General features: G+C 70.9%; 15 protein-coding genes. 5 read left to right on the forward strand and 10 right to left on the reverse strand.

The genetic code is table 11. The annotated features are described in order from the left end of the window. Positions 1 to 50 precede the first annotated feature (50 nt). Entirely contained in the window at positions 51 to 1,094 is a 1,044-nt protein-coding gene (locus tag N5079_RS23655; RefSeq protein ID WP_261586184.1) for an NAD-dependent epimerase/dehydratase family protein, read from the reverse strand. 232 nt (positions 1,095 to 1,326) lie between these two features. Between N5079_RS23655 and N5079_RS23660 the strand changes: the two genes are divergently transcribed. Beyond that, positions 1,327 to 1,533, forward strand: a complete 207-nt coding sequence (locus N5079_RS23660; RefSeq protein WP_261586185.1) for a hypothetical protein — start codon at positions 1,327 to 1,329, stop codon at positions 1,531 to 1,533. Between the two features lie 41 nt (positions 1,534 to 1,574). On the opposite strand, the gene N5079_RS23665 is transcribed toward N5079_RS23660, so the two are convergent. After that, positions 1,575 to 2,561, reverse strand: a complete 987-nt coding sequence (locus tag N5079_RS23665) for a helix-turn-helix domain-containing protein (RefSeq protein WP_261586186.1) — start codon at positions 2,559 to 2,561, stop codon at positions 1,575 to 1,577. A gap of 16 nt (positions 2,562 to 2,577) precedes the next feature. Next, entirely contained in the window at positions 2,578 to 3,669 is a 1,092-nt protein-coding gene (locus N5079_RS23670) for a hypothetical protein (RefSeq protein ID WP_261586187.1), read from the reverse strand. A 391-nt stretch (positions 3,670 to 4,060) separates the two neighbouring features. Here N5079_RS23670 and N5079_RS23675 point away from each other — a divergent pair, with 391 nt between their 5' ends. From N5079_RS23675 to N5079_RS23685, 3 genes are all read left to right on the forward strand, one after another. Further along, complete coding sequence (locus tag N5079_RS23675) at positions 4,061 to 5,641, forward strand: benzoate-CoA ligase family protein (RefSeq protein ID WP_261586188.1); 1,581 nt, start codon at positions 4,061 to 4,063, stop codon at positions 5,639 to 5,641. A 171-nt stretch (positions 5,642 to 5,812) separates the two neighbouring features. After that, positions 5,813 to 6,760: a tryptophan 2,3-dioxygenase gene (locus tag N5079_RS23680; RefSeq protein ID WP_261586189.1), complete on the forward strand. Its 948-nt coding sequence runs from the start codon at positions 5,813 to 5,815 to the stop codon at positions 6,758 to 6,760. Continuing rightward, complete coding sequence (locus tag N5079_RS23685; RefSeq protein WP_261586190.1) at positions 6,757 to 7,977, forward strand: kynureninase; 1,221 nt, start codon at positions 6,757 to 6,759, stop codon at positions 7,975 to 7,977. The genes N5079_RS23680 and N5079_RS23685 overlap by 4 nt, the downstream gene beginning before the upstream one ends. A gap of 73 nt (positions 7,978 to 8,050) precedes the next feature. Here N5079_RS23685 and N5079_RS23690 read toward each other — a convergent pair whose 3' ends face one another. Genes N5079_RS23690 through N5079_RS23710 form a run of 5 tightly spaced genes read right to left on the reverse strand, consistent with a single transcriptional unit; the run spans position 8,051 to position 12,826 of the window. Continuing rightward, complete coding sequence (locus N5079_RS23690) at positions 8,051 to 8,854, reverse strand: TIGR03084 family metal-binding protein (protein WP_261586191.1); 804 nt, start codon at positions 8,852 to 8,854, stop codon at positions 8,051 to 8,053. Continuing rightward, complete coding sequence (locus N5079_RS23695) at positions 8,851 to 10,017, reverse strand: carboxymuconolactone decarboxylase family protein (protein ID WP_261586192.1); 1,167 nt, start codon at positions 10,015 to 10,017, stop codon at positions 8,851 to 8,853. The genes N5079_RS23690 and N5079_RS23695 overlap by 4 nt, the downstream gene beginning before the upstream one ends. 12 nt (positions 10,018 to 10,029) lie before the next feature. Further along, complete coding sequence (locus N5079_RS23700; protein WP_261586193.1) at positions 10,030 to 11,685, reverse strand: GMC family oxidoreductase N-terminal domain-containing protein; 1,656 nt, start codon at positions 11,683 to 11,685, stop codon at positions 10,030 to 10,032. Next, positions 11,682 to 12,248: a DUF5987 family protein gene (locus N5079_RS23705; protein WP_261586194.1), complete on the reverse strand. Its 567-nt coding sequence runs from the start codon at positions 12,246 to 12,248 to the stop codon at positions 11,682 to 11,684. Before N5079_RS23705 ends, N5079_RS23700 begins: the two co-directional genes overlap by 4 nt. Before the next feature lie 14 nt (positions 12,249 to 12,262). Next, entirely contained in the window at positions 12,263 to 12,826 is a 564-nt protein-coding gene (locus tag N5079_RS23710; RefSeq protein WP_261586195.1) for a SigE family RNA polymerase sigma factor, read from the reverse strand. 707 nt (positions 12,827 to 13,533) lie between these two features. On the opposite strand from N5079_RS23710, the gene N5079_RS23715 reads away from it, so the two are divergent. Next, positions 13,534 to 14,346: a helix-turn-helix domain-containing protein gene (locus N5079_RS23715; protein ID WP_261586196.1), complete on the forward strand. Its 813-nt coding sequence runs from the start codon at positions 13,534 to 13,536 to the stop codon at positions 14,344 to 14,346. Positions 14,347 to 14,434: 88 nt separating this feature from the next. Here N5079_RS23715 and N5079_RS23720 read toward each other — a convergent pair whose 3' ends face one another. Continuing rightward, complete coding sequence (locus tag N5079_RS23720; RefSeq protein WP_261586197.1) at positions 14,435 to 15,826, reverse strand: cytochrome P450; 1,392 nt, start codon at positions 15,824 to 15,826, stop codon at positions 14,435 to 14,437. Then, on the reverse strand, positions 15,823 to 16,359 hold the full coding sequence (locus N5079_RS23725) for a flavin reductase family protein (protein WP_261586198.1): 537 nt from the start codon (positions 16,357 to 16,359) through the stop codon (positions 15,823 to 15,825). The genes N5079_RS23720 and N5079_RS23725 overlap by 4 nt, the downstream gene beginning before the upstream one ends. Positions 16,360 to 16,377: the final 18 nt, after the last annotated feature.

Below are 16,377 nucleotides of genomic sequence, written 5' to 3' on the forward strand. Positions count from 1 at the left end.
TGCGCTCCTCCGGTGGTGCGGGCGTCGGCGTGTTGCGGCTCGGGCTCCCGTCATCGGGAGAGCGCGGACGGCACGCCCGCCCCGCCGAGACCGGCCTGCCGCTCGGACAGGTGACCGCTCTCGTAAAGCCAGCGCACGGTGTCGCGAACGGTCGCCGCCAGGGGCCGCGGGTCGATTCCGTGGGTGTCGACGCCCTCGGCGACGCGTACGGCACAGGCGCAGGTGTAGATGGCCCCGTGCTCGGCGGGAATGTGCCACGGCCAGATCCGCTGGACGAGGTCGGCGAGCCACCCGACCGGGATCATCGCGCGGGCCGGCAGGAACAGCGTGGGCAGCGCGCGGCCGGTGACCTCACGCAGGACCCTCATGTACTCCCGCGTCGGCACGTATCGCCCAGGACCGAAATATCGGTTGGCCGTGCCGCCGCGTGCGGTGATCAGCCCGACATGCAGCGCCGCGGTGTCGCGCACGTCGCCGAGTGGGAACCCGCCCAGCGGCCACATGGGCGTAAGCCCGCGGAGCACCCCGCGCAGCCGGTTGACCTGGTCGCCAAGGTTGGGATCGTTCGGGCCGAGCAGGGCGGGAGGATAGGTGATCACTACGGGCGCGCCCTCGACCTGATGCCGCCGGGCGATCACCTCTGCCGCGGCCTTCGTCGCCATGTACGTGTCGCGGGGGCGGCCGACGGGCGAGTGCTCGTTGATCACCCCGCCCCGCGCGGGGAACATGGCCGCGACGCTGGAGACGTGGATGATCGGGTCGGCGCCCGCGCGACGCGCGACGTCCAGCACGATCCGGGTGCCCTCCTCGTTGATCCGGCGCATCTCCGCGTGGAGCCTGCTGTCGAAGGAGTAGATCGACGCCGCGTGCAGCACCGCGTCGGCTCCGCGCAGCGCCCTGGCCGCGCTCATCTCGCTGGTGACGTCGCCGGCCACCACCTCGACGGCGGCGTGGTCGATCCCGAAGGGCGCCAGAGCGCGCTCGGCCTTCGCCGGATCGCGGACGAGCAGGCGGACCCGGTGGCCCATGCTCACCATCGCCGCGACCGAGTGGGCGCCGACGAATCCGGTGCCTCCGGTGACGCTCACGAGCATCGGACCATCCTTTCTCCAATTCTCACCAGTCAATGACCACACGCCATTCCCTGTCATCTCCTCATGTGCTTCACCCTTGGCACGCCGTACCGCGGGTTGGCAGGAAGTGGCAACCGACATGCAACTTGCTGCCCCCGTAAAGCCTGGTGGGAGCCCTTCCCGGAACGCAGAATCGGTTGTGCGAGGACAACTCGCAAGCGAAACAAGAACGGCCTGAGAAAGAGGAAGAGAAATGAAGAGCCTGGTTGCTTCCCCGGCAAATCACAAGAACGCCGGCAAGTGGGCCGTCGCTCTTGTTTCGGGCGCCGTGGCATGGGGCTTCGCGGCCGGTTCCTACGAGATTCAGCCGGCCGTCACGGCCGGCTCGCACCACACCGTGGCTCTCGCGGACGGGAACGGCTGGGGCAGCGCCTCGGCCCTCGGAAACGGCTGGGGCTGAGCCGACTCATCCGTCCAGCCCCTCGCGAGAACTCACACGGGTTAGATCCAGTTCTCCTCTTTGGCGCGGAGGGCGGCCTGGAAGCGGTTGACGGCGCCGAGCCGCGCCATGAGATCGGCGACGTACCGGCGGTAGGTGCGGACGGAGATGTCCAGTTCGCGAGCCGCGATCTCGTCCTTGTCGGCCGTGGCCATCACTTCGAGCACCCGCTGCTCCATCTCGGACAGGCTCGGCTCCTCCGTGGAGGGCTCGGTGAACTCGCGGAAGTCGACGGCCGACTTCCACATCCCCTCGAAGTAGATGACGAGCTGTGAGACGAGTCCCGGCTCCCTGACGAGAAGGGCGCCCTTGGCACTCTCCTTGGGGTCGATCGGCACGACGGCCACACTGCGGTCGTAGATCAGCATGCGGTCCATGGGCTGCTCGGTCAGGCGCACGTGCGCACCGAGGCTGACCAGCTCCCGCAGGTAGGACATCATCGCGGGGTCGTCGAGCGCCTTGGGGTGGTAGACCCCCTTGAGGGCGAGCCCCCGGCGCAGGGAACGGGTGTCCAGAGGGAGCGCGGCCTCGATCATCGCCCGGTTCCACGGCCCGCCCGGATGCAGGCAGAGCGTCTCCTTGTAGGAGAAGAAGGCGAGGTCGTCGAGCCTCTGGCGGACGCGCTGGAGCCCCTCCACCCGCTCGATGTCGAGCATCGTCGCCGCGCGCTCCCCCTCCTGCTTGTCCTCGACGAAGACGGAGATGGCGTCACGCGCGGCCAGGACGCGGCGGATCTCGGCGTTGAGCTCGTTGAGCCGCTTCTCCACGAGCCGCTCGATGCCGACCCTCGGCTCGGTCGCCACGACCCTGTGCCGGTCGGCGAGGTCGAGCAGAGACAGCTTGCCGAGTGTCTCGACGGCTGTCTCCACGGTGTCCGGATCCATGCCGAGGGCTTCCGGCAACGTGCCGACGCCTTCGCCCCGATGCCGGAGGAAGTAGCGATAGATCTCCGCCGCCTCGGCTGAGATACCGATGACCGAAACATCCATGGCTCCGCCTCCCGCTTCAGAGAACTGGGCAGGGCAATGTCGCACCGGAAGGAGACGCCCCGTAGCAGGCGGCCCCCGGGCACACCACCTTGACGGCCTCGTGAGACGTCCCCGCCTCGACGACGACGGGCTCGTGTCCGAACCGGCGGCGGGCGATGGCGGCCCAGTCCGGCGTGGTCAGCTCCGCCGCACCCGCCTCGCCGGCGTCAAGAGCGCGCGGATCGGCGTCGACGGCCCACCGCTCCAGATAGGTCACGTAGTCGGCCTCGCGGTGCCAGACCGCGAAGCGGCGCAGGGAGTCCGCCGCGGCGAGCGTGCTCCACGGCTGCGCCCGGGCCGCCATCGCGCGTAGGAATGCCTGGCCGACCGCCTCGCCGGCCGTGGGGGCGGCGGCGGTGGCGATGGCGGCGCCGTCACCGGCGACGCCGACGAGGGCGAGGGCGATCCGGCCGTCAGAGGCGGGCAGCAGGAACGCCGAGACGCCCAGACCCAGGCCGGACGCCGCCGAGGCGACCCCGGGGGGAAGCAACTGGTCGAGGTGGGTGGAGAGGCGCGTGAGCGGGAGGCCCGGGGCCGCCCACCAGCGGGAGAGCACGTCGTGGGCGAGCAGCTCGGCGACCGCCGCCGGGACGTCCTTGTCCACCACGCCGACCGTGGTCGGCTCGACCGGGCAGTCGCGGTCACCCGCCCACACGACCTCGATCGGCAGCGCGTACGGCCTGCCGGTGAGCAGGCCGGTCCCCGTGACCACCGGACGGCCGGCATCGACCGCGCCGGGCAGCAGGCCCGGCAGTAAGCCCGGCGGCAAGCCCGGAATGAGGTCGGGCACGAAATCCGTCAGGGAGAGCTCCTGAGCGGCGGCGTCGAGCGGCCCGGCCCCTTCGTGCGGAAGCCGGTGCAGCAGGTCCAGAGCCCACGCCCGCCGGCGTGCCCTCGCATGGGCCTCATGAGGAGAGAAACCGGCGGCGACGATGGCGACCCCGGGTTCAGCCCCTGAGAACAGTGCCGAGGTCTGCGCGTACGCGAGGTGCACCGTGCCGTCGAGGCACTCGGCGACCTCTCCCAACGCCTCCACCGCCAACCGAGAGCCTGGAAACGTGGGTGCCATCGATCCCTCCTCGCTGAGCGTGACCTGTCAAGGCCCGGCGTGAGGGCATCGGCACCGCGGCCGCATGTCGCCGCGGAAGGTCCTGACACAACAGGCCGCGGGCCGAGCTTCCCCGCCGGCCGGCATCCGATCGGGACCGTGAAAAGCCCAGGATGCCGGCACATGACCAGTAGAGCACGCGCGGGAAGGGGGCAGTCAACGTGAAAGCGCCTATTCGGCAATCCACAAGAAGGCATTCAGCCGGTTGCGTTGGACGATGGAACGTCCGATTGCGGGAAACCTGTCACGCGCGCCATTTCGCTGCCCCCGATATGCCTGGCCCGCGGCCTGTACGGCATGCACCGTGGGCAGCGGGAGAACACGCCATTCGCTCACGGAGGCGATGTAGGAAATGGAAATCTCCGCCACCCTGCAGGCTAATCTGCCGACCAATCCCGATAAACGCGATCGCGACGACGAACCGCGATTCAACATCGCCGAGCGATTTCTCGACCGGAACCCCGGCGACCGGACCGCTCTGATCACCGCCGCCGGTCACGTCACCTTCGCCGAGTTGCGCACGCTCGCCAACCGGGTGGGCAACGCGCTCCGCGCGCTGGGCGTACGGCGCGGCGACCGGGTGCTGATCGCGTTGAGCGACGGCGTCGAGTTCGTCGCCACGTGGTACGGCGCGCAGAAGATCGGGGCCGTCACGGCCGAGGTCTACACCTACCTCCAGCCGAAGCACTACCGGTACTTCGCCGACTACGCGACGCCGGCCGTCGTCGTGACCGACGCGGTGGCCGTGGACAAGCTGCGCGCGGCCGGGATCCGCGATCTCCTGGTCGCCGGGGTGCCACGGCGCGACCTGCGGGAGGGCGAGCACCACTTCGAGACCCTCGTCGGCCGGCAGTCCGGCGACCTGGAGCCGGCGCCGACGACCCGCGACGACGTGGCGATCTGGAAGTTCACCACCGGCAGCACCGGCGCCCCCCGGGCGTGCGTGCTGGCCGCCCGCAGCCCTGAGCTCAGCTTCGAGTGGTACGCCAGGGGCGTCCTGGACTTCCGGCCCGACGACATCGTGCTGCCGGTGCCCAAACTGTTCTTCGGCTACGCCCGCGACCTGACCGCGCTGTTCCCCTTCGGCGTGGGCGCGGCGGGCATCGTCTTCCCCGAGCGCAGCACCGCCGACCGGATCTTCGAGCTGATCGCGGAGCACCGGCCGACGATCCTCGTCAACGTGCCGACCATGATGAGCGCGATGGTGGCCCATCCCGACGCCCACAGGCAGGACCTGAGCTCGCTCCGGCTGTGCACCTCGGCGGGCGAGTCGCTCCCCGAGGAGCTGCACCGCAAGTGGACGGACACCTTCGGCGTCGAGGTCGTCGACGGCATCGGCTCCTCCGAGGCGTACCACATCTACGTGTCCAACCGGCCGGGCCACGTCCGCCCCGGCACCCTGGGGCAGGTGGTGCCCGGCTACCGGGCGCGCGTGGTGGACGGGCAGGGACGGTCCGTACCGGACGGCGAGATCGGCAGGCTGGAGATCACCGGCGAGACGGTGGCGCTGGAGTATTGGCGGGAGCCCGAGAAGTCGGCCGAGACGTTCGTCGCGGAGCACACCGTGCGGTCCGGCGACCTGTTCAGCAGGGACGCGGACGGCTTCTTCCGTTACCACGGCCGGGCCGACGACCTGCTGAAGGTCGGCGGCGTCTGGGTCGCGCCCGCCGAGATCGAGAACTGCCTGATGGGACATCCGGCCGTGGTCGAATGCGCGGTCGTCGGCTACGAGGTGAACGGGCTGACCCGGCCGCGGGCCTACGTCGTGGCCTCCGGCCAGGTCGCCGCCGAGGAATTGCAGGCGTACGTGAAATCCCGGCTGGCGCCGCAGAAATATCCGCGTGACGTGCGTTTCGTGGCCGAGCTGCCGCACACCGCGTCGGGAAAGGTGGACCGCCGCGCCCTGGAGGACCGGACCGACGGTGAATCGTGAATATCCCGCGGAAGCAGCCGGTCCGGCGGGCTGGCAGGAAGCGGTTACGCGCACGCAACTTGCTGCCCGATGAACGCCTGGCTCCGGGAACGGGCCACCCGCACAGTTGACGTGTGGGAGGAAGCACAAGGAAATCGCGATGACACCTTCGCAGAACAAGAGGTCAGGCGTATGAAGAACTCGACTACGTGTCCCCTGGATTCCGCCGGCGTCTCCCTGTTCGCAGGCGACGCGATTCCCGCGTACCGCGCGTCGCTCGCCGCCGACCGCGGGCCCCGCTCAGCCGACGTGGGCGCGCGCTCCGCCGTGGGGGTTGACGAGACCCCGGTGGCCGACCCCCCGGCCGACTTGACGTACTCCTCCTATCTGGCGCTCGACGAGGTGCTGACGACCCAGCGGCCGCTCTCCGGCGCGCACGACGAGATGATGTTCATCGTCATCCACCAGGTGCACGAGTTGTGGTTCAAGCTGCTGCTGCACGAGTTCGCCGACCTGCAGCGGCGCCTGTCCACCGGGGACACCGCGGGCGCGCTGCACTCCCTGCGCCGGTCGCTGGCCGTGCTGAAGGTGGTGATCTCCCAGATCGACGTCATGGAGACGCTGACACCGGCGCAGTTCGCCGCGTTCCGCGGCTGCCTCGGGACGGCGAGCGGCTTCCAGTCCGCGCAGTTCCGCGAGGTCGAGACGGTGCTGGGGCGGCGCGACCGCGCAGTGCTGGACCGTTACAAGGAGGGCGGCGCGGAGCGTGGCCGGATCGAGGCCGCGATGAACCGGCCCTCCCTCTTCGACTCCTTCCTCCAATATCTGGCGTTCCAGGGCTACCCGGTGCCCGTGGCCGTGCTGTACCGGGACGTGTCGCTCCCCCTGGAGCCCTCCGCCGAGGTGCAGGACGCGCTGCTGGAGGTGCACCTCGAGGACGGCGTGGCCGCGCAGGTCTGCGAGGGTCTGATCGACCTCGACCAGCGGCTCCAGGAATGGCGCTACCGGCACGGCAAGATGGTCGAGCGGATCATCGGCCACAAGACCGGCACCGGCGGCTCCTCCGGGGCGTCCTACCTCTTCCGGACGCTGGCCACGCCCATGTTCCCCGATCTGTGGGCCGTCCGGAGCCGGTCATGAACGACCAGTCGGCGTGGCTCGCGCCGCACTACTCGATGTTCCAGGTGTCGCGGCGTCTCCTGCTGACCGGCCACTCCCACCAGGCCTGGCCGGACGTCGCGCTGGAGGGCCAGGTCGAGGCGTTCCACGACGCCGCCCGCGACGTGGACGACAAGTGGGGCCGCGCCCTGGCGAAGGCCGACGAGGTCAGAGCGGGTTTCCGCCGGTTCCTCGGCGACCCGGCGGCCGAGCTGGCCCTGGGCGCCAACACGCACGAGCTCGTGCTGCGGTTCCTGTCCGCTCTCGACCTGCGGACCCGTCCCCGGCTGGTCACCTCCGACGGGGAGTTCCACACGCTGCGGCGGCAGCTCGGCCGCCTGGCCGAGGAGGGCGTCGAGCTCGTGCGGGTTCCCGCCGAGCCCGCCGGCACGCTGGCCGAACGGCTGACCGCGGCCGTCGACGACCGTACGGCCGCCGTCCTGGTGTCGGCGGTGCTGTTCGAGACCGCGAGGATCGTCCCGGGGCTCGGCGCGCTCGCCGGAGCCTGCCGGCGGCGGGGCACGGAGCTGCTCATCGACGCCTACCACGCCCTGGGCGTCGTGCCGTTCTCGACGGCGGAGGTCGAGCCGGCCTGGGTCGTCGGCGGCGGGTACAAGTACCTCCAGCTCGGCGAGGGCAACTGCTTTCTCCGGATCCCCGCGCACGCCGCGCTGCTGCGGCCGGTCATCACCGGCTGGTTCTCCGAGTTCGCCGAGCTGGCCGCCGAACGGCACGACGGTGAGGTGCGCTACCCGACCGGCGAGGCCCGTTTCGCGGGGTCCACGTACGACCCGGCAAGCCACTACCGCGCAGCCCGCGTCTTCGGGTTCTTCTCCGAGCACGGCCTGACCCCGGAGTTCCTGCGCCAGGTGTCGCTGCGCCAGGTCGGCCTGCTGGCCAGACTGTTCGACGCCCTCGACGCCCCGGAAGACCTGATCACCCGCGACCGCCGCGGCTCCCTCGGCGACTTCGGTGGCTTCCTCGCGCTCCGCACGCCGTACGCCGGGCGCCTGCGGGACGGCCTGGCCGCCCGTGGGGTCCTGGCCGACAGCAGAGGCGACTATCTGCGCGTCGGGCCCGCGCCGTACCTGTCGGACGCGCAGCTCGTGTCGGCCGTCGACGCCCTCGGCGCCGAGATCGCCGAGATCCGCCCAGGTACGGACGTCACCCCCGGCCACCTCTCCTCCACCAGCCGGTGATGAGCATCTCACCTTGGTAGAGCGAGAACCCCGGCGGCGCGTCTGGGGGAAGCGCGCCGCCGGGGCCCTCGGGTCATCGGCCGGCGGTGGCGAACTGTCCGGGAGTACGGCCCGCACCGGCGGGACCCCGGTAGGCCTGGGCGATGTCCAGCCAGTGGTCGGCCTCGGCGCCCGTGGCCGTGACCGCGAGATCGTCACGGTGGCGGCGCCTGGTCACCAGGAGGCAGAAATCCTCGGCGGGGCCGGACACCCGCTGCTCACCGTCCTCCGGGCCGAATGCCCAGACCTCTCCCGACGGGCCGGTGATCTCGAAGCGGAACTCGGTGGCCGGCGGGGTGAGGCCACGGGACAGGTAACCGAAGTCGCGGGTGAGGATCGCGAAGACGACCAGGTGCTTGAGCCGGTCGGTCCGCTCCAGCTCCACCCCGAGCGCGTCGGCGATGTCCTGCCCGTGGGCGAACTGCTCCATGATCCCGGCGCAGGCGAGCACGATGGGCGGCAGCGGGTTGACCAGCCAGGGCACCACCTCGCCAGGGGGGACGGCGGCGAGTCCCTTGACCACGGTCTCCCGCTCGGCCCGCCAGCGGGCCAGCAGCACCTCGGTCGTGTCGTTCTCGTAGTCCTTCAGCGCGGCGTTCACCGCGCCGTCGAAGTTGCTCTGCGCCCCGGCGGTCAGGGCCTTGAACGCCTCCGCGTCCGTGGCCGCGGTCGCGGCGAGGCGGAAGATGAAGGCGAGATGGGCGATCTGGTGGCGAATCGTCCAGCCGGGTGCGGGAGTGGGGAGATTCCACTGCTCCGCGTCGAGACCGGCCACCAGGCGGTCGATCTGGTCGCCGTCCGTGGTCAGGTCCTTGAGCACAGCCTCCAGCTCGGTCACGTTCTCTTCCTCTCATTGGCAAGCGGGTTGTCTTCGTGCGTCGATGCCCGGCTCGGCCGGGCGACGGGGACCCGTGACCAGCTCCCCACCTCGCGCGCCGCGGCAAGGCTCGCCCACGCGGTCAGCTCGACCAGGGCCCGGTCGCCCGGCTCGGCCCCGCGGAAGTCGTCGACGACGGACCGGTCGACCTGATAGGACGCCAGCGCGGTCAGCAGGGCGAGGCGGCCCGCGGGGCGCTGCGCCGCCGGCAGGACGGACACCGCGTCGGTGGCCCAGCCACGGCTCGGGCCGACCGGGCGCCCGCTCCACGCGGAAAGCTCGGCGACGACCAGCTCTCTCACCGGGTCCGGCACCGAACGGCGGCCCGCCGCCTCGATCGCGGCGGCCGCCCGCGCGAAGGCTCCGGCGATGTGCGCGCCGCTCTCCTCTGCCCCCGCCCCCGTCCGTGCCCCCGCCCCGGCCCAGGACATGTCGCCGGGCAGCAGCGCGGCGGGCAGCAGGTCGAGGGATGCGCCGGGTGTCACGGCCCGGCGCGCGGCGGGCCGCATGAGGAGGCCGAGCAGCCGCAGGGCGGGGCCGCGGACGGCGGCCGGGACCTTGGGCGGCAGCGGGGAGTCGTCCAGGAACACGTTCACCATGCGGTTGAGGTAGTGGAAGGTGACCGCCACCGCGACCAGCTCCCCGACCTGCCCGGGCGGCGCCGGAAGGGCCTGCCGTACGGCCGTGTCCCGGTTCGCGGCGGCGCGCGCCCATTCGGCGGTCCGCCGGACGCCGGGATCGGGGATGGCCTCGAAGCGGCCCTCGGCGATCTCGCTCGCGTGGGCTCCTCGCGACAGCCCGCGCAGCGTCTCCCTGTGAACGTCCACGCAGTACGGGCAGGCGTTGCCGATCGAGACCGTGGTGGCCACGACCTCTCTGACCGCCCTGGTGACCGAGCCCGCGGCGAGCAGCGACTCGCGCAGCATCAGCCAGGAGGCCGCGAGGGTCTCCGGAGCGGGCGAGTGCAGGATCATGGGCGGGGCGAGCATGCCGAAGTCCCGTTCCACCTGGTCATAGACCTTCGCGACCAGGCCCCCGGCGGCGTCCGGCCGCACTGGCGAGACGTGGCGGACCTGGGTCAGCGAGTTTCGCAGCGTCGCCCTCGTGAGCAGCGTCCCGCCCATGGCCGCTCCCCCCTACTTCCGCATGAGGGCCGGCACCAAAGGGGCCGTCCCACGCCGGCCGCTGGTGCCGCCGCCCGGCGCCGGCGCGCCGTACGTGACCTCGACGCCGCGCTCCCGCGCGGCCCTGACGATGCCGGGGACGGCCCGCTCGGCGAGCGCGCAGATGGTCATCGCGGGGTTCACCGTCAGCGCCCCCGGTACGGCGGAGCCGTCGGTGACGAAGATCCCGGGGTGGCCCCTGAGCTCGTGCCGGTCGTCGAGGGCGGAGGTGTGCGGGTCGTCGCCGATGCGGCAGGACGCCAGGGGGTGGACGGTGTACGCGCCGACGAGGTCGTTGGTCCAGGGGGTCACCGTGGCGAGCCCGTCGCGTTCGAGGATGTCCTTCACCTCGGCGTCCGCCATCGCCCACGCCTTGCGCGTGTTGGCGGTCGGGCGATACTGCAGCCTGCCGATGCCGAGCATCTGCTGCGAGAGCCGGTCGGCGTTGCCGCGCTCTGGGGGCGGGCCGAAGACGCCCTCGTTGTCGTCCTCGATCATCTGGAAGATGATCAGCCACGACTTCCAGCGCTTCAGCATCTCCTTCTTCCCGACCCCGTACCACCCCGGCCCCGATCCGCCGGCGGCCGTCGCCAGGATGGTGCCGAGGCCCGGCGGGAAGTACAGCTGCTCCAGCGAGTAGCGGGTGTATTCGGGCAGCGAGCCGTCCAGCCGGTCCCAGTTGGCCACGGTCGGCCCCTTGCCGATCTGGTTGGCGGCGTAGGCCAGTCCGTCGCCGCGCTCCAGGCCGAGCAGGTCCCGGACGCGGTCCTCGTTGAGGACGGCGGTGTTGAGCCGCTCCCCGTTGCCGGAGAAGTAACGGCCCACGGCGTGCGGCATCGGGCCGAGCGTCGCCTCGCTGCGCTGCAGGATCACGGGCGTGGCCGCGGCTCCGGCCGCGAGCACGATGATCTTGGCCTCGATCGCGCCGTCTCCGGTCGTCAGCCGGTAGTCCTCGTCGTGGACCAGCTTGTAGTTTACGCGGTAGTGGCCGTCGTCGGTCCTGGAGATGCTCTGCACCTCGTGCAGTGGCCTGATCTCCGCCCCATGCGCGAGTGCCGCCGGCAGGTAGTTGAAGAGGAGCGACTGCTTCGCGTCGAAGCGGCAGCCGGCCATCATCCAGTTGCAGTTGACGCACTTGCCGTTGTCCACGGCGGCGGGGACCGGGTTCGCCGTGCGGCCGGCGTGGCGGCAGGCCGCGGCCCACAGCCCTCCGGCGTACGACACGTCCTCCCAGCCCTGGTGGGTGATCGGGATCGACTCGGCCACCCGGTCGTACCACGGGTCGAGGGTGTCGCGGGTGATGGCGGACGGCCACATGCGCCGGGCGATGCTGCCGCGGCGCTCGAACACGAACCGCGGCGCGCGCGGCATGGCGGCGAAGTAGACGACGCTGCCGCCGCCCACGCAGTTGCCGCCGAGCGTGCTCATGCCGTCGCCCACGACGAAGTCGAAGATCCGCGTGTACGACGACCCCAGCTTGTAGTCGTGCTCGAAGTCGGTGCCGGTGAGCCACGGCCCGCGTTCGAGCATCACGACCCGCGCGCCGCCGGCGGCGAGGTGGTAGGCCGCGATCGCGCCGCCGAAACCGGTTCCGACCACGAGGACGTCGGTGCGCTCCGTGCTCGTCATGCGGGGCTCCCTGAGGGGGTCGTGTCCGGATGGAGGTCGGCCAGCGCGCGGCCGTACGTGTATGCGGGGAACCGCCACAGGCCGTCCGGGTCGGGCGTGGTGATGCCCATCGCGGTCAGCCCGGGGTGGCCCGCGGCGATCGCGTCCCTGGTGTGCATGTGGGCGGCCGAGTCGTAGGCCATGTTGCTGAACAGCGCCAGGCTGATCCACAGCTCCTTCTCCGGGTGGCCGGGCGCGGTGAGCACCCCCACCAGGGCCCCCCGGTCCTCGAACGGCAGGGCGACGAACGGGGGCACCGACTCGTCGAGCGCCAGCCCGTGCTGGGCCGCGTAGGCCAGCGCGTGGGCGTCCAGCGCGCGGGCGAAGTCGTCCAGCCCGCCGGTCAGCCCCGTCGCGTCCCACTCCAGCAACTCGATGGCCCCGGCCTCGACCGCGCCGCCTCCCGGAGCCGCGCCCGCGACGGCCCTGTCCTCCGGATACCGCTTCTCACCAGGGATGATCGTGTCCGCGAACGCCTCGAGGGTCATCGTCCTGGCCTGCTGCTGTGGGCTTGGCGCGCGCATAGGCGTTCCCCTACCTAGTTGAGCTCCGGCTCTCCACATGGTCCGGATATCTGCTCGTCTGGTGCATCTTCTGCATTGCCGTCACCTTCCGCCTCAAGCGCCGACCTGAGCGTGGCGAGGGCGCGGACGGTCTGGCTCCGCACGGTCGAGGAACGGCTGCCCATCGCGCGGGCCGTCTCCTCGACGCTGCGGTCCTCCCAGTAGCGGAGGATGACCGCGGCGCGCTGCCGCGGCGCGAGGCCGGCCAGCGCGTCCATCAGGACCATCCGATCGCCCAGCAGGGCGTACGGATCGGGTGTCGGCTCGGGCTCGGGCGGCAGGTCGTTGAGGATCTCGCGGGACCAGCGGAGCGATCGGCGGTCGCTGATGAGCAGCCGCGTCATGATCGTGCGCGCATACGCGGCGATCTTGTCGCGCTCCTCGATGGTGTCCCAGTGCCTGTGGATGGCCATCAGGGTCCGTTGCACGAGGTCGTCCGCCTCGTACCAGTCGTCGGAGAGTTGGAATGCGGTGCGCCGCAGCGCCGGCCTGACCTCCTTGACGAAGCGCGCGAACTCATCGCGGCATGCCTCAGCCATCTGCTCACACTCCAAGAAGCTGACCGGATTCCAGCGTGACGGGGCCGGACCCCCGAAGCGACGTATCGACGTCGATGTGCCTTGCCAGCCACCTCAGAATTTGCGCGCAAATGTGCCTTCACAACCCCTACACGCCGCACGCCCCCCCTTACCCGGGCCCTGTGAACCCCTATTTGGGCGCGGATCTGCTGCTCAGAGACCGGGCCGCGAATACGCTCGCCAAATGACAGGCTCGCAGACCCACAGGGGAAGGCCGCCCGCGATAAGCGACCGCTACGTCGCCTTTCCGGGGCACCGGGCCGCCACGTGGATCCCGCGTTCCGCTGCAGGAGACGTGCTGTTCACCCAGCATCTGCCCGGCCGGCGCCCCAGGCGCCCGTAGGGCTTCGGCGTCCGATCGCGTAAACGCCCGGAACAATGCGGCCACATGATGTCACCGGTCAATTACTCAAACAAGTTCTCGGAGAAACTCGCGGCGCCGTGCAGCGCCCACAGCATCTCGCCGCGTGTAATTACCGAGAGAGTCAGGAAACGCGGCAAATGTCCGGATGAACAGCTGTCCGGAAAACGCCACGTGGCTCCTCGGAACAGACGCCGACCAGGGCGATCAGGGGAACGTCGCAATCCAGGAGTAATACTGGCGCATTTGTCGCGCCCAGTTTTATTCAGGATTGCTCGGCCGACGCCTCCACTATCCGGGAGGAGTAATGGACGACGTAATCGAGCGAGCTGTCCTGCGAGTCATCGACAGCATGCACGAGAACCTCGGCGAACAGATCACCATCGACGACATGGCGCGCACGGCGATGTTCAGCAAGTTCCACTTCTCCCGCGTCTTCCAGCGGGTCACGGGGCTTTCACCTGGGCGCTTCCTGTCAGCGGTACGGCTCCGCGAGGCCAAACGGCTGCTGGCCTCGACACCGCTGAGCGTCACGAACATCAGCCATCAGGTCGGCTACTCCAGTGTCGGCACCTTCAGCTCGCGGTTCACCAGCAGCGTGGGGCTCTCTCCGAGCAGGTATCGGCAGCTCATGAGCGTCACGCCGCAGATCCTCACCGACGGCCGCCACGACTTATCGGGGGGCTCGACGGTGACGATCAGGGGTGACATCACCTCTCCGATGGAGGACCGGCCGGTCTTCGCGGGCCTGTTCCCCGACCAGATCCTGGAGGGCCGGCCCGCCAGCTTCACGCTGCTCAGCAGGCCCGGGCCGTACGTCCTGGCGAACGTGCCGGAGGGCCGCTGGCACCTGATCGCGCAGTCGATCGCCGCCGGCCGGGAGGACGCCATCCACTACCCGCCCGGCGACGACGAGGCGCTCTGCATCGCGCGTTCCGGGCCCATCACGGTCGGGTCGGGGGGCGGGCCGCATCTCGCCGACATCCAGCTCAAGCCGATGCGGCCGCTCGACCCTCCGGTGCTGCTGGCGCTGCGCGATCTCCTGTCCTCGCAGGACTCGCAGCACTTCGCGGACACCACTGTGGGCGCCCCTGTGGGCGCGGCTGTGGGCGCCTGCTGAGCCCCGGCACGAGAAGCGCCGCGGGCGGTGATTCCATCACCGCCCGCGGCGCTTCCGACATCTGTTCCGGGTGTTTTCCGAAGACGGCTCAGGCGAGGCTCACGGTCATCGGCAGGCCGCCGCGGACCCTGAGGGACAGCATGGCCTCGGGGGTCACCCGGTAGCCGGGAACGCCGGTCAGCCGCAGCTCGCGGCACACCATGGCGACGACGAACGTCGCCTCCATCATGCCGAGGTGGTTGCCGACGCAGAACCGGGGCCCCGCGCCGAACGGGATGTAGGCATAGCGCGGCCGGCCGGACGGGCGGCCGGGGTCGAACCGCTCCGGATCGAACCGATCGGGTTCGTCCCAGAAGGCGGGATGCCGGTGCAGCGTGTACGGGCTGATCATGACGTCCGCCCCGGCCGGCACGTGGTAGCCGCCGACCTCGTCGTCCCGCTGGGCCACCCGGGTCAGGGCCCACACCGGCGGGTAGAGCCGCAGGACCTCCTCGACGACCATCGCCGTGTACGTGAGCCGGTGGAGGTCCTCGTAGACCGGCGGCCGGTCGCCCAGCACCTCGACGGCCTCCGCGCGCAGCCGCTCCCCCACATCCGGATGCAGGTCGATGAGGTGGAAGGCCCACGACAGCGTGCTGGCCGTCGTCTCGTGCCCCGCGAGCAGCAGCGTGACGATCTCCTCACGCGTCAGCTGGCGGGCGGCCCGGGGATCGGCCTCCTCCCGCGTCGAGGCCAGCAACCGGGACAGCAGGTCGTCGCCGTCGGCGGAGCCCGTGCCCCGTTCCGCCACGAGCCGGTCGGCGACCCGGTACAGCTCCCTGCGGGCCCGGCGGAAGCGCAGGTGCATGGGCAGCGGCAGCCACAGCGGCACCATGCTCAGCGACACCATCTCGAACATCGCCTGGTCCTGGATCTCCTCGAAGGAGTGCCCGATCGAGGTGAAGGCTCCGAGGTCGGCGTCGAGCAGAGTGCGGCCCAGGACGCCGAGGGCGAGCCCGGTCATCTCGCCGGCCACGTCGACCGGCGGCCCGCCCGCGTGCGCCCGCAGGCGGTCCACCAGGCGGACGGCCTCCTCCGCGATGACGACGTCCTGACGGGCGAGCCGCTTGTTCTGGAACGACGGCTGGATCGTCCTGCGCTGCCTGCGCCACAGCTCGCCCTCACTCGTCAGCAGCCCGTCGCCGATGACCCTCCGGGCCTCGGCGAGCCCGATGCCCTTGTGGTAGGCGGCGCTGTTGTCGGCCAGCACGTGCTTGGCGTGGTCGGGGTGGTTGAACAGGTAGATCGCCTTCGGGCCGATGGCCAGCCGTACGGCGTCGCCGTACCGGGACGCGGCCGACGACAGCATCCCGATCCGATCGGTCACGAGTTGCTTGAACAGCCTGGGCGCGGCCGTGATCGGAGGCCCGGGCGGCACCACGTGGGTGCCGCCCCGGGCCGGTGATGTGGCCGCCGGCGGTCGTTCGGTGTTGAGGCTCACGCCGACAGCTCCCTCAGATCCGTGATCTCCCGGAACTTGCCCCGGTAGACGAGCAGGCCGTCGCGGTCGGTCTGCTGATAGATGGACAGGACCTTCCCGATGAAGATCGTGTGATCGCCGCCCTCGTAGGAGCGCCACACCTCGCACTCGAAGCGCGCGACCGCGCCCGCGATGAGGGGCACGGCCGTGAGCTCGCCGGGCAGCCACGCGACGTTCTCGAACTGCGCCGCGCCGAGCGCCCGGTAGCGGTTGGCGAAGTGCCGCGCCTCGTTCTCCTGGTGAGCCGCCAGCACCGACACGCCGAACGAGCCGGTCATGCTGAGGCACTGGTGCATCACCGCACCCCGATCGATGCAGACCAGCACGAGCGGCGGGTCGAGCGAGACCGAGGTGAAGGAGTTGGCGGTCATGGCATGGGGGACCGGACCGCCGGTCGTCACCACGGTGACGCCGGTGGCGAACGCCCCGAACGCCCGCCGCAGCGCTTTCGGGTCCGTCACCTGGCAGGACGCCGTAGATTGCTCGACTTGCACGCTGACCTCCTGGATCCG

The organism is Planotetraspora sp. A-T 1434 (genome assembly GCF_025420585.1).
Lineage (GTDB): Bacteria > Actinomycetota > Actinomycetes > Streptosporangiales > Streptosporangiaceae > JAOEGB01.